Source organism: Lentzea rhizosphaerae, assembly GCF_042649515.1.
In the GTDB taxonomy this organism is placed as follows: Bacteria; Actinomycetota; Actinomycetes; order Mycobacteriales; family Pseudonocardiaceae; genus Lentzea; species Lentzea aerocolonigenes.
Genome location: NZ_JBHRZI010000019.1, coordinates 132,745 through 152,929, shown reverse-complemented (window position 1 = coordinate 152,929; position 20,185 = coordinate 132,745). Strand labels below are relative to the sequence as shown.

General features: G+C 69.5%; 19 protein-coding genes. 11 read left to right on the top strand and 8 right to left on the bottom strand.

The genetic code is table 11. The features are described 5' to 3' along the window. Window positions 1-2: 2 nt before the first annotated feature. Window positions 3-1,145: a cysteine desulfurase-like protein gene (locus tag ACFOWZ_RS24740; protein WP_382376258.1), complete on the top strand. Its 1,143-nt coding sequence runs from the start codon at window positions 3-5 to the stop codon at window positions 1,143-1,145. Here ACFOWZ_RS24740 and ACFOWZ_RS24735 read toward each other — a convergent pair. Beyond that, complete coding sequence (locus ACFOWZ_RS24735; protein WP_382376257.1) at window positions 1,138-2,739, bottom strand: hypothetical protein; 1,602 nt, start codon at window positions 2,737-2,739, stop codon at window positions 1,138-1,140. The two genes, ACFOWZ_RS24740 and ACFOWZ_RS24735, sit on opposite strands and share 8 nt — an antisense overlap. A gap of 97 nt (window positions 2,740-2,836) precedes the next feature. Here ACFOWZ_RS24735 and ACFOWZ_RS24730 point away from each other — a divergent pair, with 97 nt between their 5' ends. Both ACFOWZ_RS24730 and ACFOWZ_RS24725 read left to right on the top strand, forming a co-directional pair. Beyond that, a complete protein-coding gene (locus ACFOWZ_RS24730) occupies window positions 2,837-3,022 on the top strand; it encodes a hypothetical protein (RefSeq protein ID WP_030466527.1) in 186 nt (61 codons plus the stop codon). Further along, entirely contained in the window at window positions 3,009-3,929 is a 921-nt protein-coding gene (locus tag ACFOWZ_RS24725) for a YihY/virulence factor BrkB family protein (RefSeq protein ID WP_382376256.1), read from the top strand. The genes ACFOWZ_RS24730 and ACFOWZ_RS24725 overlap by 14 nt, the downstream gene beginning before the upstream one ends. On the opposite strand, the gene ACFOWZ_RS24720 is transcribed toward ACFOWZ_RS24725, so the two are convergent. From ACFOWZ_RS24720 to ACFOWZ_RS24705, 4 genes are all read right to left on the bottom strand, one after another. Further along, window positions 3,900-4,265 (bottom strand): hypothetical protein, encoded by a 366-nt coding sequence (locus tag ACFOWZ_RS24720; RefSeq protein ID WP_382376255.1) that lies wholly within the window; start codon window positions 4,263-4,265, stop codon window positions 3,900-3,902. The genes ACFOWZ_RS24725 and ACFOWZ_RS24720 overlap by 30 nt on opposite strands. 63 nt (window positions 4,266-4,328) lie before the next feature. Then, the gene (locus tag ACFOWZ_RS24715; RefSeq protein WP_382376254.1) at window positions 4,329-4,565 is read right to left on the bottom strand and encodes a hypothetical protein; all 237 of its coding nucleotides are present in this window, start codon (window positions 4,563-4,565) and stop codon (window positions 4,329-4,331) included. Between the two features lie 23 nt (window positions 4,566-4,588). Beyond that, the gene (locus ACFOWZ_RS24710; protein ID WP_382376253.1) at window positions 4,589-4,750 is read right to left on the bottom strand and encodes a hypothetical protein; all 162 of its coding nucleotides are present in this window, start codon (window positions 4,748-4,750) and stop codon (window positions 4,589-4,591) included. Between the two features lie 85 nt (window positions 4,751-4,835). Continuing rightward, a complete protein-coding gene (locus tag ACFOWZ_RS24705; protein WP_382376252.1) occupies window positions 4,836-6,134 on the bottom strand; it encodes a helix-turn-helix domain-containing protein in 1,299 nt (432 codons plus the stop codon). A gap of 88 nt (window positions 6,135-6,222) precedes the next feature. On the opposite strand from ACFOWZ_RS24705, the gene ACFOWZ_RS24700 reads away from it, so the two are divergent. Beyond that, on the top strand, window positions 6,223-6,975 hold the full coding sequence (locus tag ACFOWZ_RS24700; RefSeq protein ID WP_382376251.1) for an EI24 domain-containing protein: 753 nt from the start codon (window positions 6,223-6,225) through the stop codon (window positions 6,973-6,975). 202 nt (window positions 6,976-7,177) lie between these two features. Here ACFOWZ_RS24700 and ACFOWZ_RS24695 read toward each other — a convergent pair whose 3' ends face one another. Beyond that, a complete protein-coding gene (locus ACFOWZ_RS24695) occupies window positions 7,178-9,133 on the bottom strand; it encodes a beta-propeller domain-containing protein (protein WP_382376250.1) in 1,956 nt (651 codons plus the stop codon). A gap of 72 nt (window positions 9,134-9,205) precedes the next feature. Next, complete coding sequence (locus ACFOWZ_RS24690) at window positions 9,206-10,018, bottom strand: S1 family peptidase (RefSeq protein WP_382376249.1); 813 nt, start codon at window positions 10,016-10,018, stop codon at window positions 9,206-9,208. A 169-nt stretch (window positions 10,019-10,187) separates the two neighbouring features. On the opposite strand from ACFOWZ_RS24690, the gene ACFOWZ_RS24685 reads away from it, so the two are divergent. The 7 genes from ACFOWZ_RS24685 to ACFOWZ_RS24655 all read left to right on the top strand — a co-directional run bounded on the left by ACFOWZ_RS24685 (window position 10,188) and on the right by ACFOWZ_RS24655 (window position 19,654). After that, window positions 10,188-10,562 (top strand): FKBP-type peptidyl-prolyl cis-trans isomerase, encoded by a 375-nt coding sequence (locus ACFOWZ_RS24685; RefSeq protein WP_089950373.1) that lies wholly within the window; start codon window positions 10,188-10,190, stop codon window positions 10,560-10,562. 142 nt (window positions 10,563-10,704) lie between these two features. Beyond that, window positions 10,705-11,232: a YbaB/EbfC family nucleoid-associated protein gene (locus tag ACFOWZ_RS24680; protein WP_382376248.1), complete on the top strand. Its 528-nt coding sequence runs from the start codon at window positions 10,705-10,707 to the stop codon at window positions 11,230-11,232. Window positions 11,233-11,269: 37 nt separating this feature from the next. Then, window positions 11,270-11,575, top strand: coding sequence for a type VII secretion target (locus tag ACFOWZ_RS24675; protein ID WP_382376247.1), 306 nt, complete (start codon window positions 11,270-11,272; stop codon window positions 11,573-11,575). Beyond that, a complete protein-coding gene (locus ACFOWZ_RS24670; protein WP_382376246.1) occupies window positions 11,575-16,242 on the top strand; it encodes a hypothetical protein in 4,668 nt (1,555 codons plus the stop codon). The genes ACFOWZ_RS24675 and ACFOWZ_RS24670 overlap by 1 nt, the downstream gene beginning before the upstream one ends. Window positions 16,243-16,249: 7 nt before the next feature. After that, window positions 16,250-17,110, top strand: coding sequence for an immunity 49 family protein (locus ACFOWZ_RS24665; RefSeq protein ID WP_382376245.1), 861 nt, complete (start codon window positions 16,250-16,252; stop codon window positions 17,108-17,110). Window positions 17,111-17,795: 685 nt separating this feature from the next. Beyond that, window positions 17,796-18,647, top strand: a complete 852-nt coding sequence (locus tag ACFOWZ_RS24660) for an immunity 49 family protein (protein WP_382376244.1) — start codon at window positions 17,796-17,798, stop codon at window positions 18,645-18,647. A 110-nt stretch (window positions 18,648-18,757) separates the two neighbouring features. Continuing rightward, on the top strand, window positions 18,758-19,654 hold the full coding sequence (locus ACFOWZ_RS24655; RefSeq protein WP_382376243.1) for a hypothetical protein: 897 nt from the start codon (window positions 18,758-18,760) through the stop codon (window positions 19,652-19,654). Here ACFOWZ_RS24655 and ACFOWZ_RS24650 read toward each other — a convergent pair. Further along, window positions 19,651-20,175 (bottom strand): hypothetical protein, encoded by a 525-nt coding sequence (locus tag ACFOWZ_RS24650; protein WP_382376242.1) that lies wholly within the window; start codon window positions 20,173-20,175, stop codon window positions 19,651-19,653. The genes ACFOWZ_RS24655 and ACFOWZ_RS24650 overlap by 4 nt on opposite strands. Between the last annotated feature and the right edge of the window lie 10 nt (window positions 20,176-20,185).

Below are 20,185 nucleotides of genomic sequence, written 5' to 3'. Positions count from 1 at the left end.
GCATGGCTTACGACGTCGCGGCCGTTCGCGCCCACTTCCCGGCGTTGCGCGAGGGTGCCGCGCACTTCGACGGACCCGGCGGCGCGCAGGTGCCCGACGTCGTCGGCGAGGCCGTCAGGGCGACGCTGACCTCGGCGATCGCCAACCGGGGCTCCGTCACGGCCGCCGAACGCAAGGCGGAGGAGGTCGTGCGGACCGCGCGCCGCACGTTGGCCGAGTTCCTCAACGCGGGCAGCATCGTGTTCGGGCGCAGCATGACCCAGCTGACCTACGACTTCTCCCGCACGCTCTCGAAGAACTGGCGGCCGGGCGACGAGATCGTCGTGACCAGGCTCGACCACGACGCCAACGTGCGGCCGTGGGTGCAGGCGGCCGAGGCGGCACGGGCGACGGTCCGGTGGGCGTCGTTCGACCGCACGACCGGCGAGCTGCCCGTCGAGTCGGTGACGAAGCTGCTGTCCGACCGCACCCGTGTCGTGGCGATCACCGCCGCGTCGAACCTGCTCGGCACCCGTCCGGACGTGGCCGAGATCTCGAGGGCCGCGCACGAGATGGCGGCGTTCGTCTACGTCGACGGCGTGCACTACACGCCGCACGTGCCGGTGGACGTCGAGGCGATGGACGCGGACTTCTTCGTGTGCTCGCCGTACAAGTTCCTCGGCCCGCACCTCGGCGTGCTGGCGGCGGCCCCGGAGCTGCTGGAGACGTTGCGGCCGGACAAGCTGCTGCCGTCGACGAACGCCGTGCCGGAGCGGTTCGAGCTGGGCACGCTGCCGTACGAGCTGCTGGCGGGAACGACCGCCGCCGTGGAGTTCATGCGAGGGCTCGACGGGCTGGAGGAGCACGAGCTCGCGTTGCGCCACCAGCTGGAGAACGGCCTGCAGGAGCTCGGCGTCCGCATCTACAGCAAGGCCTCCTCGCGCACGCCGACGGTGTTGTTCTCGGTCGACGGGCTGGAGCCCGCCGAGGTCTACCGCAGGCTCGGCGCCGAGGGCGTGAACGCGCCGGCGGGCCACTTCTACGCCATCGAGGCCTCGCGCTGGCTCGGTCTGGGCGACAAGGGTGCCGTGCGTGCGGGCATCGCTCCGTACACCGATGAGTCCGATGTGGACCGTCTGCTCAAGGCCGTCGCACGCCTCAGATGAGCACCCACAGCACCGCGTAGGCGAAACCGACAAGGACGCTGATGTTGAGCTTGCGGGTCACCCGCTCTCCGGGGTGGTCGGCGATCAACGACCGGGCGCGCGCCCACATCAGCTTCTCACCGGCCTGCTCGTCCGGCAGGTGCGGTGTCGTGAGCACGTCGCCGTGCGGGCCGAACGCGAGCATGAGCTGGGGCCCGCTCCGGCGCACCCCGTGCAACTGCGCCCATGGCACGCGGTAGGTCCAGATGCTGGTGTAGAGAACGACCGAGTTGTGATCCAGTCGCAGCATCGGCTGGAACCTCGTGACCGCCGACAGCACGCACTGCACGCCGACGAACCCGAGCACGATGAGGTCCGGGTAGTACTTCAGGGCGATCAGCGCACCGGCGGCGCCGAGCAGCAGGAGCACGCCCTCGGTTCGCCTGCGGTCGCCCGGCCACACCGCGGACGGAAGCTCGACCGGCGTGCCCGCGGTGACCGGTTCGCCCGGCAGGTGTGCACTGTGGACGGTGTGGCGCGGGCGGACCCTGCTCAGCGTGCTGGTCGCGACCACCTCGCCCTCGATCACGAGCGCGACCTGGCCGCCGTGGTGCCACTCGCCCGCGACGAGGATCTCCACGGGGTCGAGCTGCACCGGCGGGTCCTCCTCACCGCGCCAGACCCGTCCGAACTGGTCGGTGTCGTGGTAGAGCGGCTCCGCCAGGCCGAGGTCGGCGAGCGTGGCGACCGTCGCGATGGCGACCTTGTTGTGCCGCAACATGATCCGGCGCGAGCCCACCGGGTGCGCCTGCACCCTGATCGCCTTCACCGGTCCCGTCCACAACGCGCGGCGGCGGCGTTCCCGCGCGGCGAACACGATCGCGAGGAACACGGCGGCGCCGCCCAGCGTCAGCCACCACGTGACGTCCTCCGGCTCGTTCACCATCCGCACCCACGTGCCGTCCGCGAGCACCGGCACCGCGTCGCCGACCTGGTAGGTCTCCGGCGCGAGCGGCTCGAAGCTCGCCCGCTGGCGGTCCGGCAGCTCCACCCACACCTCGTAGGTGTTCTTGACCTCGACGACCTCGGCCTCGACCCTGCTGGCCTTCGCGACGTGCTGCTCGATCTCGCCGTTGATGATGTTGTACTGCACGAACGTCAGGAACCCGAAGACGACCAGCAGAACCGCGATGATCCGGAGAACTCCGCGTTGTGGCGGCATGTCCGGCAACGTGACGAGCGTCGCGCCCGCGGCCTCGTGCTGGTCCGCGCGCGACCTGATGGTCCACGCCGCCACCACGGCACACGCACCGGCGTGCAGGCCGAACGCGACGTTTGCCGCCGCACTGCCGTCGAGCACGATGTCCAACGCACCGAACAGCACGCCCATCGCACAGCCGGTGAGCACACGCCCGAACAACAACAGCAACGGCGTTGCCAGCAACGGCACCACAGCGAGAGAGAACAACGGATCCGGCACGCACGGTTGTGCGGCCGTGCACGGTGCATCGTTCGCGCTCGCGGCGAAGTAGAACGCGACGATCCACCCGCCGACGAGCCCGACCTTGGTCACCCACCACGGAACCGCGGCCGCTTGCCAGCGCTGGACGTCCACAGAGGGATCATGGCACGTCCGTTGCTCCAAACGGCGCGGTTCGCCACTAACGAAACGGGTATCCGCAGGTCAACTATCCATCACGGAGGTGGACACAATGCTGGCCATCATCGCCGCGATCTCGTTCGGCCTCGCGCTCATCCTGGATCTCGCGAAGGTCGCACTCGGTGACGTGATCACCGTCAACACGCTCGTCGTGCTCGGGTTGCTGCTGCTCGCCCTGCACCTGGCCGGTGTGGGTTCCAGCACTCGTTCGTGGAGCTGGCGCCGTGCCCGCAGGTAACACCCTCGAGAGCCCCGCCAAGTTGCCGAAGGGCGCTTGGTGGGGCGTTCTCAAACGGACGGTCAAAGAGTTCAACGACGACAACCTGACGGACTGGGCCGGCGCACTCACCTACTACGCGGTGCTGTCGTTGTTCCCGGGCATCATCGTGCTGACGTCCGTGCTCGCGCTGCTCGGCGACACGACGACGCAGGAGCTGATGAAGTACGTCGACCAGGTGGCTCCCGGCCAGGCCGGTGAGCTGGTGAAGTCGTCGATCGAGGAACTGCAGAAGAGCCAGAACGCCGCCGGACTGCTCGGCATCATCGGTCTGCTGACCGCGTTCTGGACCGCGTCGGGCTACCTCGGCGCGTTCATGCGCGCGTGCAACGCCGTCTACGACGTGGAGGAAGGCCGCCCGTTCTGGAAGACGGTGCCGCTGCGGCTCGCGCTGACGCTGGGTTCGGTCGTACTGGTGTCGCTCACACTCGGCGCGCTCGTGCTGACCGGCGGTGTCGCCGACGCGGTCGGCAACGCCATCGGGCTCGGTGACACGGTCGTCACCGTGTGGGACTTCGTGAAGTGGCCGGTCATCCTGCTGCTCGTGGCGCTGGCGTTCGCGGTGCTCTACTGGGCGGCGCCGAACGTGCGGCAGCCGGGCTTCCGCTGGGTCACGCCGGGCAGTCTGCTCGCGATCGTGCTGTGGGCGCTGGCGACCGTCGGCTTCGCGATCTACGTGGCGAACTTCGCGTCCTACAACAAGACCTACGGTTCGCTCGGCGGCGTGATCGTCTTCCTGGTGTGGCTGTGGATCTCCAACATCGCCGTGCTGCTCGGCGCGGAGTTCGACGCGGAACTGGAGCGCGGCAGGCAGCTGGCGCAGGGCGAGAAGGACCCCTCACCCGAGCCGCGTGATCTCCCGGGGTAGCTCGGCCCTGGTCGCCGTCCAGACACCGTCCGGCCCCGGCTCGATGCGCTCGGTCGCGTCACCGGGCACGAGCACCCACAGCTGGTCCTGCTCGGACAACCACACCACGCCGATGCCGTCGGCCCGCGAGCTCGCGGCGTACTCGTACGACTTGCGGAAGACGTCGCCGCCGTCGCGGTCGGTCACCCGCACCTCGCTCGCGCTCTCGGCGTGCGCCACGAACTTCCCGCTCGGCGACGACTTGGGCGCGCCGGGCCGGGCGAACCTGTCCTCGCGATCGCTGCCGCAGCCGGTGAGGACGAGGAGAAGAGCGGCCAGCGCCGCCAGGGTCCTCATGACAGGCCGATGCGGGAATTGCCGTGCGTCATGCCGCCAAAGGTAGCCAGGGCCTGCGTCGCCTCACCAGTCGCCGGGTGGTTCTTCGCCGCGCGGCGCGGGAACGCGGAACAAGCAGCCAACGCACGGCATGCCGGACGGCTGGGCGAGCAGCTCCGCCTCACCGCGGTGGATCAGCTCACCGCAGTACGCGGTCAGAGCAACGGGCGTGCTGTCGTCGTCGGGCACGGGTACGAGGTGACACGTGCGTTGTGTCTCTCCGACGACACCCGCACGCTTGCGGACCAGCAAGACAGGCATGCGCGCTTCCGTTCGTTGAGTGCTCATGCCTTCACCTCAGCGTCGTCCACCACACACACGACGGCGTGCGGGGTGGCGTAGAACTTGAGCCGGTACGGGCCCGAGTTCCGCTCTGCCACTGCCGCGCAGAACCTCTCGGCGGTGACCTCATCCGATCGCGGCGTTCGTTCGGCCAGGTCGATCACACCTAGATCGTGCGGGCCGGGACGGGAAATGGGGAGGGTCTCATACGATTTCCGGGTCCCGTATGCGGAATTCGCATATGGCGGCTCAGCGCAGGTGAGTGACCTCGGCCGCGAGCTCGGCGATCGCCGGCGTTCGCGTCCACGGGTCGAGCTTGTCCAGCTCGTTCACGATCAGCTGGGAGCCGGTCGCACGCGCCAGCTCCAGCGCCGCGAAGCCCCAGTCGACGGCCTGGTCGACGTCACCGCTGGCAGCGTGCGCATAGGCGAGTTTTGCCGTGTGCACTCCCTGCTCCCACTGGCAGACGGCGCCCCACCGCGGTATGAGGTCGTTGTAGGCATCGATGGCACGACGGTGGTCGGCGAGGTCGACCATGCTCGCGGCGCGCTGCATCTGCACGTGCAGCTCGGTGAAGCAGTACCCGATGGAGTACTCGTCGGACTGCGGCCGTTCCACGCCCTGCACCAGCGACTGCGCCAGGTCGAACCGCGGCATGCACGCGTCCAGACCTGCGCGCGCGAGACCACGTGCTTCCTGACGCAACGCCATCGCGCGCACGATCGCGCTCACGCCGGTCTCGCGCTGGGCGGCGCGCGCCAGGCCGATTACGCGGTCGTCGTCGCCGTCGACCTCCGCGAGCTGGCTCATCCGCACGTAGCAGTACGCGACGACGTCCCTGTCGTCTGCGGCCTGGCCCTGCTCCAGCGCCCGCGACGTCCACACGCCGGCGTTGCGCAGGTCGCCGATCTCCTCGTACAACCAACCGTAGAACTCCGCATACATCGCACCCGTGCCGAGCAACCGCCGACGAACGTCGCCACGCGCGTTGCGGCGCAACGCGTCGATGAAGTCGTACATGTTGCGAACGGCGGGCAGCAGCGCACCGGTGCCACGCCAGTTGTGCGCGTCGTTCACGATGCGCCGCAGCACGAGCAGCTGGCTCACGGCGTTGTCGGTCAGCTCGCCGGTGCCGTTCGCCGTGCCGAAGACGGCGGAGGCGCACAACGCCATCAGCGCCTTGCCCTCCATGCCCAGGACCAGGTCTTTCGGCATGTTCTCGAGCCCGTGCACCGGCACCGTCCGGTCGCTGAGCCCGAGCAGGTGCGCGGGGATGCCGAGCAGCCGCTGCAGCGTCCGGAGCACGCGCATGTCGTAGGCGATGTTGCTGCCCGATTCCAGGCGGGAGATCGCCGACTGGGAGAAGCCCGCCAGCGTGCCGAGCTCGTCCTGGCGCAGGCCGTGCGCCTTGCGCGCGAGGGCGACCACGGCACCGGGTGACTCCGCGGCGACCGCGTCCCGCACCTCCTTCGACTCCCAGATGGCGGGCGGCAGCACCGGCAGCGGCCCGTCCGGGACGACGACGGCGTTCTTAGCTGGGTTGTTCAACCTCAACGCCTCCCGCACTCCAGGCTCGCATCATGCCCGTCCCGGCGAAAATGCGCTCCCCCTCATCTCAACTGGGTATCCTGCGCGCGTGATCAAGGACTTCGGTGCCGGTGTCTCGCTCCTGCTGCGCGGGTTCAAGCTGGTCTTCAGCGTGCCCAAGCGCGTGCTCGTCGGGGCGTTGCCCGCGGTCATCACCGCCGTGCTCATGATCACCGGCTGGACGTTGCTGTTCCTGCACATCGACTCGATCGCCGACTGGCTCACCGGTTTCGCGGACTCGTGGAACGACACCACGGAGCGCGTCGTCGAGGTCGCCGTCGGAATTTCGGTGATCGCGATCGTCCTCGGCCTGAGCGTGCTGCTGTTCACCGCGATCACGATCATGATCGGCGGCCCGTTCTACGAGTACATCGCCGAGGAGGTCGAGGACGAGCTCGGCGGCGTGCCCGAGGCGGAGCAGGTCGGCTGGTGGCGCGCGTTCCTGGTGGGGCTGCGCAGCACGATCCTGCTGGTCGGGACGTCGATCCTGTTCGCGATCCCCCTGTTCCTCTGCGGGTTCATCCCGGTCGTCGGGCAGACCGTCGTGCCGGTGCTCGCGGTGTGCATCAACGGGTACTTGCTCGGCATCGAGCTGACCGGCATCCCGTTCACCCGCCGCGGCAGGACGTTCAAGCAGCGCAGGCAGATCCTCGCGACGCGGCGGGCGATGGTACTCGGGTTCGCGGTGCCCGCCTACCTGCTGTGCCTGATCCCGCTGGCCGCGATGGTCGTCATTCCGGCGGCGATGGCAGGCGGAACGGTGCTCTCGAACCGCCTGCTCACCGGTGACCGCGCCGCCTAGAACGGGCTGCCAAGAGTCCGTCCGCTACTGCTCCTGTTTGGCGCGAAAAGCACGTTCGGGCCATCTATCGGCCCCAATGTCACGTTCGCGCCAAACGGGCCTGGGGAGCGAACGTGACGTTCGGGCGATCTAGCGGCCCGAACGTGCTTTTCGCGCCAAAACCGGGGCAGCGACGGTGCGGACAGGAGTTTTGGCCAGGGGCTCAGAACGGCAGCCAGGCCTGCTGCGCCAGGCCGTTGCGGGCGTTGATCTGCACCCCCGCGTTGGAGACGGACCACAGCTGGTCGCCGATCACGACGGTGCGCCTGGCGCCGCCGTACTGGTTCTGGCTCTGCGGTTCGACGATCTTGCCGGCCTCGCGGAGCTGGTTGCCCTCGACGCGCAGCACCAGCGAGGAGACCTCGTGGTTCGTCTTGTAGGTCGACACCGGGATCACCAGCGTGCCGTCCTGCGGCCAGTAGAGGAACGCGTGCGGGTCGAACTGGGCCTCCGAGCTCGAGTTCGGCAGGTGGTACTGCGCGAGCCGTTGCGGTGACGCGGGATTGCTCACGTCGAACAACGACACCTGCGTGCCCGTGGTGCGGCCCTGCTCCGTCGCCTCCTGGCCGACACCGATCAGCTTTCCGTCGCCCGCGGGGTGCAGGTAGGCGGAGTATCCGGTGATCTTCAGCTCGCCCGTCACCCTGGGCTGCTTGGGATCGCTGAGGTCCAGCGTGTACAGCGGGTCGGTCTGGCGGAACGTGACGACGTAGCCCGTCTTGCCGATGAAGCGGACGCTGTAGATCCGCTCGCCCTTGCCGAGGCCACCGACCTCGCCGGCCTTCGCCAGCTTGTTGCCGTCCCTGCGCAACGTCGTGACGAAGCTTTCCGACGGCGGCTGTTGTTGCTGCTGCGGAACGATGTCCGTTGGCATGCGCCAGCAGCAGCGCGTCTCGGTGCCCGTGGTCGTGGCGACGCGGAGGACACCCTCGTGCTCGGACAACGAGTACTGGTTCAGCAGAGTGCCGTTGACGTCACCGGACGCGACGTGCTTGGGCGGTCCCGCCTGGCTGATGTCGAACTGGTGGATCGCCGTGGTGATCGGGCGCTGAACCGGTGGCCTGCCGGGAAGTTCGGGCAGGAGGCGGTGGTCGTCGGCGATGTAGAGGTTCGTACCGGTGCCGTAGACGGTGTCGCCGTCGGCCACGATCGAGACCGGCTGGCCGGTGCCGAGCTGACCGGAGAGCTGGAACGTCAGGACGGTCAGCATCGACGTCGCGGACGGCGCGGAGGGGCGGCTGACGTTGGCGCAGTCGACCAGGGTCCCGCTCGACTTCGCGCCGTTCTCGTTGAGCTCGTAGCGCGGCAGCCAGGACGAGATGGGCTCGTTCTGGAGGATCTCCTTGTTGCGGCGCAACGCTCCCGCTTCGTTGGTCGTCTGGTCCGGGTACACCCACGAGATGCGCGGCTGCGAGCGGACGACGACGCGGGCGGTGCCGCCGACCTGGCGGGCGTCGAGGTAGAAGCCGTCGGTCTTGAGGCTGCTGATCTCCTTCTGCGCCTTGAGGTCCACGAGAACCAGCTCGGTGCCGGCCTCCGGCGCGAACGACGGCCGGTCAGGAGGCAGCATCTTCTCCATGATCGGCACGGGGTTCTCGGTGACGACCAGTGCGCGGTCGCCGGAGACCAGCAGCTGACTCGCCCGGCGCTCGCCGAGGTCGACGACGCCGGTGATCGCCTTGCTCGCGACGTCGATGACGCGCAGCTTCCCGTCGGCGATCGAGAAGACGCGTTTTCCGTCCGTCTTCACGATGTCCGGCTCGTCGACGCCCTGTTCGTGGACGTTCGTCGTCGAGTGGTCCTGCTGCTGCGACGGCTGCGCGGGCGGCGTGGCGTTGTTCGCCTGAGGCATGCTCTTCGCGACGCCCCCGGTGTCGGTCGCCATGCCTTCGGCGTAGAGGACGTTGCTTCCTCCGAGGCCGTACGCGCTGACGTACGGGGCCAGGGCGCGGCGCAGTTCGGTGACCGCGTTGTCGCACGAGTCGAACGCGACGAGACGCACCGGACCGTAGTCGACGATCGGTGCTGGTGCGGGGATTTCGTCCCGCACCGCGGAGCTGACACTCACTCCGGCTACGGCCAGCACGGCGGCGCCGGCCAACAGCTTTCTGCCGTTCATGCCACCAGGACGGAAGCAGGGCCAGAAAGGGTTGCCCCGCCGTTGCGACAACCCTTCCCGGATTTTTCGGCCTTACGAGTTGATCTGCTGCTGGATCTGCGTCGCGTACGTGGAGACGCGGGCGTAGACACCGGGGTAGCCGGCGGCCGCGCAGCCCTCGCCCCACGACGTGATGCCGATCAGCTTGCCGCCCGCCACGAGCGGGCCACCGGAGTCGCCCTGGCAGGTGTCGGTGCCGCCCTGGGTGTAGCCGGCGCACACCATGGCCGTGGCGTTGAAGTCGCTGCCGTACGCGCTCGAGCAGGTTGCGCTGCTGGTCAGCGGCACGGTGGCCTTGAGCAGGTAGCGCGAGGCCGAACCGCCGGAGCTCGTCGTTCCCCAGCCGAGGATCGTCGAGCTGGTGCCCGCCGCGTACAGTGCGCTGTCCGCGCTGGTCGCGAACTTGATCGGGGTCTGCGACAGGTTGCGGTCGAGCGTGAGCACCGAGACGTCGTAGCCGCGGGTCACGTCGGTGTAGCTCGGGTGGATCCAGATCTTCGTGACGCGGGCGACGGTGCCCGCGGTGGAGCTCTTGTCGTCGCGGCCGGCCACGACGCGGACCGCGGACGCCGCGTCGCCCACGGTGCAGTGCGCCGCGGTGACGACCTTGTTGGGGGCGACGAGCGTGCCGCCGCAGTACTGGGAGCCGCTGCTCGTGGCCAGGTAGACGACCCAGGGGTAGGTGGACGTGCTCGCGCGCGTGCCGCCGACGATCTGGGCTCCGAACTCGCCGTCAGGGGTCGGCGCCGGAGCTGCTTCGGCCACGCTGACGCACGCCATCGACAGCGTCGCTGCCGCCAATGCCGCGCCGAGCCATGACCGGAGGCGGTGCAGGGTTGCCGCCATGATCATCTCCTTCTTCTGTTGTGGTCCCCCGGATGCAGGGCCGGGGTCCATATAGATCAACACGGTATTTCGAGACGGGGTAGGGCTGGTCTTCGTAGGCCATTCGGCCGCCCTCGCGCGCGCGTGATTGGATCGAGCGCGAACAATCCCGTTCCGAGAGGAAGTTGTCATGGCCCCCACGAAGCCCGAGGTCGACCCGCACGACGGCCCGGCGCCCGCCGACCTGCTGATCGAGGACATCACCGTCGGCGACGGTCCGGAGGCCACGGCCGGCCAGTTCGTGTCCGTGCACTACGTCGGTGTCTCGCACTCGACCGGTGAGCAGTTCGACGCGTCCTGGGACCGGGGCGAGGCGTTCCAGTTCCCGCTCGGTGGCGGCCGCGTCATCGCCGGCTGGGACCAGGGTGTGCAGGGCATGAAGGTCGGCGGCCGCCGCAAGCTGGTCATCCCGCCGCACCTGGGCTACGGCGCGCGCGGCGCCGGTGGCGTGATCAAGCCGAACGAGACGCTGATCTTCGTCGTCGACCTGCTGGGCGTGAACTGAAACACTGACCGTGCGGCGTTCCACTGATCCGATCGGTGGAACGCCGTTGGTCTGTGCGGCCGATTTGATCCTGGGGTGGAACGGGATCGGATGCGGCTGCGTCATCCTTTGAGTCCGCCGTCGTTCAGGGAGGGAAACACCGGTGCCCGAGGACATCGCCGGTTCCGAGCAGATGCTCGCGAACTGGAACCAGAACATCCAGGAACGTGCCGCCCGCTACCAGGAGATGGCGACGCGCGTCCAGGGGATGACGATCTCCGAGCGGTCATCGGACGGTTCCGTCGAGCTCACGATCTCCTCCAACGGGATCCTGCAGAACCTCGTGATCAACGAGTCGGCCGCGGGCAGGCGCATGGCCGAGATCAGCGGCGAGATCATGAAGCTGCTGCAGCGCGCGCAGTCCCGGATTCCCGAGCTGCTGCAGGAAGCCATGGCCGAGACCATCGGCACGCAGGACGAGACGGCCAACGTGTTGTTCAACGAGGCCAAGAAGAACTTCCCGGCGCCACCTCCCGAGGAGCCGGCCCGCACGCCGTACGACCGCAACGAGATCAACTTCCGCGTGGAGGACGACGCGCCGCCTGCCAGGCCGGCGTCACCGCCTCCGCCGCGTCGCCGTCGGCCGTCGGACGATGACGACGACTTCGGCGGGGAATCCGTCCTCAGCTGATCTTCTTCTGTCCGCTGCTCGAACTTGAGGGGGTTCGATGACTTCCGGTGGTTTCCACGTCACTTCGGACGTGCTGGAAGCGCACGCCAAGGCCTTGGAGGGCCTGCACGGGCGGTTGCAGGGCGCAGTGGACGCGGCGAACACCGTGTCGATGCCGACCGACGCGTACGGGATCATCTGCCAGCCGTTCCGCATGCTGCTCGACCCCGTTGAGCAGTGGGGCATGAACGCGCTGAAGGGCGTCGCCGAGGCGATGGACTCCACCGCGAAGAAGATCAGTGAGACGGCGAAGGACTACCAGGCGGTCGAGGACCAGATCACCAAGACGATGAAGGGCTTCTGATGTCCTCCCCGAACCCGTTGGTGGCGAAGGCCCCCGCAGAGCCGTCCGGTTTCTTCAACGCAGGCACCGGTGACAACGGCTGGGCGACGGGTTTCTCGATCGCCGACTCCGCGGTGGACGCCTACAAGGGCATCTCCGAGGGCAGCTGGATCGAGGGCGGCCTCGGCGTGGTCGGCCTGGTGGCCGACGCGGCCTCGATGGCGATCGACCCGTTCGGCACGCTGCTGTCGTCCGCGGCGTCGTTCCTGATGGAGCACATGCAGCCGTTGAAGGAGGCGCTGGACTGGCTGGCGGGCGACCCGCCGGTGATCCAGTCGTACTCCACGACGTGGAACAACGTCTCGCAGGAGCTCGGGAAGATCGCGGGCGACTACAAGGCCGCCGTCGACGGCACGGCCGAGTGGACGGGCGCGGCGGGCGACGCCTACCGCAAGGCCGCGGGCGAGCAGCTGGACGCCTTGTCCGGCGCGGCGTCCACCGCGGGTTCGGTCGGCACGGTCGTCGGCGTGATGGGCATGGTCGTCGGGTTCGTGCGCGAGATGGTGCGCGACCTGATCGCGGACCTGGTCGCGAAGCTGATCACATGGGTGCTGGAGGCCGTGTTCACGCTGGGCTTCGGCACGCCGGTGATCGTGGCGCAGGCCGTGACGGCGATCTCGAAGTGGGCCACGCGCATCGGTGAGCTGATCCAGAAGCTCATCAAGACCATCAAGAAGGTCTCGCCGCTGCTGGGCCGTCTGGTCGAGATCTTCACGAAGATCATGAAGGTCGTCGGCAAGCTGGTCGGCAAGGTGACCGGTCTCGACGTGATCTCCACGAAGTCCATCAAGCCCGGCGGGTTGTTCCACCGCACCGACGCTCCGGACCTGTCGCCCTCGGGTGGGCACGGTTCACCCTCGTCGTCTTCGTCCTCTCCGGACAGTTCACCGTCCTCTCCGGACAGCTCGCCTTCTTCTCCATCGTCCTCTCCGGACAGTTCGCCGTCGTCGCCGTCTTCTTCATCGCCGTCTTCTTCATCGCCGTCGACGTCGTCCCCTTCGTCGTCCCCCGACGCGCCTTCGCCTTCGCGCACTCCGGACAGCTCGTCACCGTCGTCTTCGTCGCCGTCGTCTTCTTCGTCGCCGTCGTCGTCGCGAACCCCCGACAGCTCTCCGACCCCGGACACCCCGTCGCGAACCCCGGACAGCTCGTCCCCGGACACCCCGTCCCGCACGCCGGACAGCTCCTCCCGCACACCGGACAACGGCTCGTCCCCGTCGCGAACCCCGGACAGCTCCCCGTCACCCGCGCACACGTCCTCCACCCCCGACACTCCGACCGCGCCCCGCAACACGGGCCAGACGGTCCAGTCGTCCGTGGCACCCCCGGAGGCCCCGTCCCGAGCGGACGTCCCAACCGCCCCCTCCCGCACCCCCGACAGCTCCCCGTCGCCCACGCCGTCCCAGTCGGGCCCGATGGGCGGCGGCACCCCGAACGCCGGCAACAACGCCCCCTCCGCCCCCGCAGCGTCCCGCCCCACAACCGGCGGCCAGGGCTGGACCGGCACCCCAGGCAGCCGAGGCGACCTGGGCTCCAGCGCCCCACCCCCACGCTCCCCAGACCTCTCGACGTCGGCCTCCCGAGCAGACGCCCCCGCCCGCCCGATGCAATCCCCGTCGCCAACCCCGTCGATGCCGTCCTCGCCGTCGACCGGCATGCCCTCCAGCGGCATGCCCTCCAACGGCGCACCGTCAGGCGGAATGCCGGGCGGTGGAATGCCGTCGGGCGGAGCCCCGCACACCCCTTCCACCGGCGCGCCACACGGCCCGTCCGCAGGCAGCCCGTCCGCAGGCTCCCCGTCGGCCGGCCGCCCCGACGCAACCCCGCCCAGCCGCGCGACCACGCCGTCCGCAGCACCCCCGCACGCCCCGTCGGCCCCGAACATGCCCCCGGCAGGCGCCCCACACGCCCCATCGATGGGCGCACCCTCCGCAGGAGCCCCGCACGCCCCGTCATCGGGAGCCCCGTCAGCACCGCGCACCGACGCTCCGATGCGCCCGCAGTCGTCGGCACCAACAGCACCCAACGCACCGCACAGCCCCAACACCCCCTCGGCACCGTCGGCCCGCACGGACGCCCCGCAGGCCCCGCCGCGCCCGAACGCCCCGCAGGGCGGCCCTTCCAACCCAACCGCGCCCTCACGCCCCGACGCGCCCCACGGCGGCCCCTCGGCCCCGTCACGGCCAGATGCACCACACAGCGGCCCCAACGGCCCAGCGCGCCCCGCCACACCAAACGCCCCAAACGCCCCACACGCGCCGAACGGACCGCACGGCGGTCCAACCGCGCCCTCACGACCCGACGCGCCGCACGGCGGCCCCAACGCGCCGTCCCGCCCCGACGCCCCGCACGCGCCGAACAACGCACCGCACAACGGTCCCAGCGCGCCCTCGCGACCCGACGCACCACACGGCGGCCCCAACGGTCCCTCCCGACCGGATGCCCCCTCACGCCCGGACGCGCCCCACGGCGGGACCGCACCGTCACGTGCCGACGCGCCCCACGCGCCCAACACGCCGCACGGTGGCCCCAACGCGCCGTCCCGCCCGGACGCTCCCCACCGCCCCGACGCACCCCACGGTGGCCCGAACCGTCCCGACGCCCCGAACCGTCCCGACACGCCCCACCGGCCCGACTCCCCGTCCCGCCCGGACGGCAGCGGCCCAGGCAACCGTCCCGACGGCTCACGGCCCGACAGCTCGCGACCGGACGGCTCCCGTCCGAACAGCCCCACCAGCCCGGACGGCGCCCGCCCCCGCGGCACCGGCACGGCCGAGGCCCCGCACCGAGCCCCGGACACGACCCGCCCGGAGGCCGTGACCCCGCACCGGCCGGACGCACCGCACCGGCCCGACGCACCGCACAGCCCCAATGCGCCCCACAGCCCGGACGCGCCCCACCGGCCCGACGCCGACGCGCCCCACCACGGCCCGGACGCCGACAAGCCGCACGACAACACCCCCGACAAGCCCCACGACCCCGACAGCCCGAACAACCACGACCAGGACGCCCCGGCGGACCGTCCGTCCCCCGACGAGGCGCACCAGCGTCACGCCGAGACGACCCCGGCCGGCGTGAGCCACCACGGTGGCGACACCGACATGGGCGACCTTCCCCACCGGGTGCCCAACGACCCGCGCTACTTCACCGCGGACGTCCACATCACCCCGGACGGCAGGGCTCGCATCGGCGGGCACGACTACACGCCGGCCGAGTACGCGGACATGTTGCGGCGCGCCGGGTACGACGGCAGCAGGCCGGTTCGCCTGATCGGGTGTGACGCGGGCAGCAACGACTTCGCCAAGCAGCTGTCCAAGCACCTCGACGCACCGGTCCTCGCGCCGACCAAGCCCGCCTGGACCGACGCCAACGGACGCGTCTTCACGACCGACGCCGAGATCCGGCCCGACGGCACCCGCGAGCCGAGGATCCCGCCGAACGGCGAGTGGGAGACCCACCACCCGGACGGCAGCACGACCAAGGCCGGCGACGACGGGTTCGCTCCCGGCACCCACGACAAGGACAAGGATCTCGACCCGAGCGACGCCAAGGACCGCGGCAGCGGCCGTCACATCGATCCCGAGCCCGTGGAGATCGAGACGCGACAGCCCAAGGCGTCGATGGAAGAGAAGGTCAACGACCCGAAGTACCGCGAGAAGTACTACGACGCGCCGGACTCGGAAGGCCGCGTCAAGCGCAAGGACCAGGACATCACGGACGCCAACGGCGATCCGGTCCCGCCCGTGCGCAAGCAGGGCGACCAGTACGTGCTGTCCGAGGACCAGACGCCGATCCCGCCGGACTACCACAAGGGCAAGGTCGACAGCTCCCGCGGCGACGACGTCGACCCGGAGCTGAAGCGGGAGAACCAGGACCTCGTCGACGAACGCCGGTCGGAGAACCAGAAGCAGAAGGACGCCGACGAGGGTTCGCCCGAGGAGAAGGCCGCCCAGGCGCGTCTCACCAAGCTCGGCGAGGAGCTCGGCGACCGGGCGGGCATGCACTCGACGCCCGAGATCTACCCCGGTCCTCCGCCGCCCACCCGCCTCGACCCGGGCCTGCCCGGCAGCGGCCGGTTCGACCAGGTGTGGGAGACCTCCGACGGCAGGCTCGTCGTGGTCGAGGCGAAGGGCCCGAGCGCCGGCCTGGGCAACGCGCTCAACGGCGACAACGTCCTCGTCAAGCAGGGGCACGACACCTACTTCGACAAGATCGCCAAGGAGATGGAGAACCGCGAGCTCACTCCCAAGGCCGAGAAGAAGATGCGCGCCGAGCTCGAGGCACAGGGCATGAGCAAGACGGACGTGGACAAGGCCGTCGACGACCTCAAGGCCGCGTACCTGAAGGAGAACGAGCTGGGTGAGCGCCTGCGCCTCGCCGCCAACGACCCGAATCACCCCGGCGTCGAGTACGTTATGACGCAGGCCAAGGTCAAGGAGATGGGCGTCGACGACTACCTGCAGAAGTACCACGCGGATGACGTCAAGGACCTGACGCCCGAGCAGCTCGACGCGTACAAGCGCGAGCACGGGTACGCCGACAAGTACCCGGACGGACGTGTGGACGTCTACGACGGCTACGAGACGAAGCACTTCAAGATGAAGTGGCAGTCGAAACCCGAGGAGTGAGCACCAAGTGGTCGAGGTCAGCCGACACGAGGTCGATCCGGACTGGTCAGCCCGGTCGCAGGCGAAGATCGAACGGCGGATCGAGGAGACGGTCGACGCTCTTCCGAACAGCCGGACCACGGCGCTGAGCGGGTTGATGATGGACGCGCTCAGCCACTTCGGCCACCGGTGTGCGATCGATCCGAAGGGCAGCAACGGCGACACCTGGGACAGCCTGTGCTTCGCCGCGGACGTCGGCGCCGCGATCTACGCAGTGGCCGCGGCCCAAGAGGGCACGACTGTCGAGATCACGTTGCAGGGCAAGCAGATCCCGCTCACCGCGACCGGTCCCGTGTACTTCGCGTCCGGTGGTACCTGGCTCACCGCGAACTACCTGGCGGCCGTCGCCAGGGACGTCGCGAAGACGCAGCTGCTCAGCGAGGTGCCGCTGGACGTCCTGCGCGCGTCCGGCAGCGAGGAGCCCGAGTACGTCTTCCTCATGGTCGACATGTTCCAGAAGTTCAACCTCCAGCAGCACGGCGTGCACGAGGCCCTGAACGCCGCGCTCAAGGCGACCGCCCCGGACGAGGTCGACCCTGTGCACCGCGAGCACGTGCGTGTCGTCGCGTTCCCGCAGCTGAACATGTTCCACAACATCATCAACGCCGGCCGCGAGGAGCAGTTCAACCAGTCGCTCGCGGAAGCGCTGGAGCTGCACAAGGAGTTCTGGTCCACAGAGGACAACGAGGAGTCCCCGAACGGGTACGTCGCGATCGGCCCGCTCGGGCTGACGAGCGTGGCGCACGACGCCGGCATCCCGATCGAGGTCAGCTCGGAGTACCTGCCCCAGTACCTGTACAACGGCTCGTGGACTCGCGAAGGACTCTGACGGGACCCCGAACCGCGCGACCGGCCCGCGCTGGCGGCGGACGCCCGATAAGGCCAGCGAGGTTTGCACGGGGAGAGGGGCGTCGCGCGGGCTACGACGGCAGCAAGCCCGTCCGGCTCATCGGGTGCGACGCCGCCAGCAACGACTTCGCCGAGCAGCTGTCCAAGCACCTCGACGCCCCGGTCCTCGCCCCACCAAGCCGGCCTGGACCGACGCCAACGGACGCGTCTTCACCAGCGACACCAAGCACCACCACCCCCAAATGCCGACACCGACACCGACGGTGCGGTCGACCGCGGTGACAGCGGCTCGGGTGGCGACGAGGTCGACTGGCGCGACACGCCCAAGGGCTCCCAGGAGCGTTCCGAGGCGATCGGGGCGCAGACCAAGGCGTCGGAGGACTTCGGCGAGCAGGTGTCGGTGCACGCGCTCAGGGACCGCGTCCACGGGCAGTTCGCCCACGCGTTCCCCGACGCGGAGGTGGACTTCCGCACCCCACCTATTTCGCCGATGCGCTGGAAGCGATGAAGAAACGTGGTGGAGACGAAGCACTCCTCGCGGAAGAACTGCGAAAGCAGAAGGACGGCCGGCTCGACGACGTCGAAATGCGCGCGCAAACGTACCGTCCGTACGAGAGCCACGATTACAAGCCGCGTCTGCCACTGAGGTGAGGATCGACAACGCGATGGAGACCATCCCCAGGCACGACATCGATGCGGATTTCGCCCGCAAGCAGGTGGACACCCTCCAGCTGCTGATCGAGTCGGCGATGGAGGACGTCGTCGCCGACGGTGACGAAGACGCCCTCTCCGCGGTGCGCAGTCGCGCGATCATGCGCTTCCAGTACCTGACGGTGCTCGACCCCACCGCGGGCAGGGAGGAGACGTGGCGCGCCGCCGTGTTCGCCTCGCAGGTTGCGAACTCGGTGTTCACCCGCACCTCCAAGCGCGACGAGACGGTCGAGCACCAACTCGGCGAGCAGACCGTGACGCTGCCGGTGGTCGGTCCCAACTGGCACGCGACTCCGGTCGACTGGATGACCGCGGCCTGGCTCGCCGTGATCACCCGCAGCGAGGAGCGGATCCAGGAACTGTGCTCCACCGGCAAGTACACGTTGCGCGGCAGCGGAGCGAAGGTGGAGGACTACCTCCACCCGTGGATCGAGACGCTGCAACGGTTTCTGAGCGGTGAACCGGTCTCGCCGGCGCTGCTCGAATCCGTGCTCGACCTGAGCGATCCGGAAAACGCGATTTACGCGAGCCGCGAATACATGCTGCTGGTCGCGTACCCGCCGGTGAACATCCTGTACCGCATTCTTCGCGGAACGGCCGCGCAGTTCACCGAGGCGTTGACGCAGGCGACCACCGCGCACCGCGATTACTGGAGTCAGGCGGAGCTCGCCGACGACCCCGCCGGCTTCGTCGCGCTGCCGGTTCTCGCCATGGCGATCCGCGGCCGCGACAACGGTTTTCCGATCGAGGTCGAGTCCGACTACCTGCCCGAAAATCTGGTGAACGCCACCTGGTCGAACCGCTGACGACACTCCTCGGGGTGTTGCGAACGGCACGGGATGTGTGACTGTCCCGCGCGCGTGGCGGAGGCCCGATAAGATCAGCGGGCTTTCACGGGGAGAGGGGCGAGGACCACATGAGCCAGCCGGCGACACCGCTGAGCGAGCAGGATCAGCAGCAGCTGGTGCGGCAGATCGGCCGTGCCATGCTGCCGGCCGTACCGCAGGGCTGGCAGCGCATCCGGGCCGAGTACCGCGCGGCGGGACGGCACATCGAGGTCGACCTCGCGTTCGCCGGCCCGGACGGGCAGCTGCGTCCGGTGCGGCCGCCGATGGACGTCGTGCAGATGTTCGGCCAGCTGCGCGCGGGCATGTACCACCCGGACCGAGGCACGTGGCTGAACGCGCTGTACGAGATCGAGGCGCCGGCCGCGTTCACCGTCGACTTCAACGCCGAGGACGAGCCGCGGTGGCGCAACCAGCCGCCGCCCATCGGTTTCCGCGACGAGCTGCAGACGTTCCCCCGGCCGGACAGGCTGATCCCGGACTGGTGGCGTCAGCGCGTCGGCCTGCCGCCGCTGCCGGCGCCGGAGCCCGAACCGCAGCAGGAGTACCAGGTCCCGCCGCAGGACCAGCAGGTCCAGCAGGCCCAGTCGCAGCCGGGTGAGCTGCGAACGGCGCGGGTGTACGACGGCAAGAACGACGACGGCCGCATCGTCGTCAACCGTCAGCCGATCGACCCGCAGCTGGTCGACAACCTGCTCGCGTACCTCGAGTCGGCGCCGGTGGTGCTGGCCGCGCGCAGCTACGACCTCGACGAGTTCTCGCAGAGCGGCGAGCAGGACGTGCCGCTCAACTTCCGCACCGACGGCACCTGGATCTGGGCCGGCGCCGTGCCGCACTACCTGCGCAAGTACGGCCTCCCGCCGGAGCCCGAGCTGGTGGCGCACGCGGCCGCCCGCGGTTTCCAGGTCGGTGAGGTCACCGAGCAGACGCAGGACCGCGCGGTGTCGATCATCACGGGTCAGGGTTAGTCACCGAGAGAACGCAGGTACGCCTCTCCCCGCGGGGAGAGGCGATACCCCACCCGCAGCGACTCGGTGAGCCCTTTCGCCTTGAGCCTGCGAACAGCCGCCTTGAACGACGCCTTCTCGCGGCCCACGCTCGAAGCGAGGTCCTGGGCCCTCACACCGGGGTTCGCCGCGATCAACCGCAGCATCGCCACCGCCATCCCGCCGAGCTCCAGTCCGTCCACATCGGACGACGATCGCAGCTCGGCACGCGGGTCCTCACCGGCGAAGTGCAGGCTGATGCGGTGAAGCGCGCCCTCACGTCCGTCCAATGAGGACATGAGGGCCTTGACGGTCGGATATCCCGCCGCGTTCGCCTCCGCCCGCGTCACCCGCGAGACGACGTCCACGGCGTCGATCGCCAGCACTCCCTGCGACGTCCGCAAGGTCCCGCCGGCCCGCACCGTCGGCCGCTTCCACCGCCGGTACTGCAGCGTGATCTTTCCGGCACGAATCCGCTCCCAGTCAGCCACTCGGATCAGCACCGGACGAGGG

Bases quoted from the DNA above. Each gene is read 5' to 3' on its own strand.
- ACFOWZ_RS24740 (WP_382376258.1), top strand. From the start codon at position 3: ATGGCTTACGACGTCGCGGCCGTTCGCGCCCACTTCCCGGCGTTGCGC.
- ACFOWZ_RS24730 (WP_030466527.1), top strand. From the start codon at position 2,837: ATGCTGGCCATCATCGCCGCGATCTCGTTCGGCCTCGCGCTCATCCTG.
- ACFOWZ_RS24720 (WP_382376255.1), bottom strand. From the start codon at position 4,265: ATGAGGACCCTGGCGGCGCTGGCCGCTCTTCTCCTCGTCCTCACCGGC.
- ACFOWZ_RS24715 (WP_382376254.1), bottom strand. From the start codon at position 4,565: ATGCCTGTCTTGCTGGTCCGCAAGCGTGCGGGTGTCGTCGGAGAGACA.
- ACFOWZ_RS24695 (WP_382376250.1), bottom strand. From the start codon at position 9,133: ATGAACGGCAGAAAGCTGTTGGCCGGCGCCGCCGTGCTGGCCGTAGCC.
- ACFOWZ_RS24690 (WP_382376249.1), bottom strand. From the start codon at position 10,018: ATGGCGGCAACCCTGCACCGCCTCCGGTCATGGCTCGGCGCGGCATTG.
- ACFOWZ_RS24685 (WP_089950373.1), top strand. From the start codon at position 10,188: ATGGCCCCCACGAAGCCCGAGGTCGACCCGCACGACGGCCCGGCGCCC.
- ACFOWZ_RS24675 (WP_382376247.1), top strand. From the start codon at position 11,270: ATGACTTCCGGTGGTTTCCACGTCACTTCGGACGTGCTGGAAGCGCAC.
- ACFOWZ_RS24670 (WP_382376246.1), top strand. From the start codon at position 11,575: ATGTCCTCCCCGAACCCGTTGGTGGCGAAGGCCCCCGCAGAGCCGTCC.
- ACFOWZ_RS24660 (WP_382376244.1), top strand. From the start codon at position 17,796: ATGGAGACCATCCCCAGGCACGACATCGATGCGGATTTCGCCCGCAAG.
- ACFOWZ_RS24655 (WP_382376243.1), top strand. From the start codon at position 18,758: ATGAGCCAGCCGGCGACACCGCTGAGCGAGCAGGATCAGCAGCAGCTG.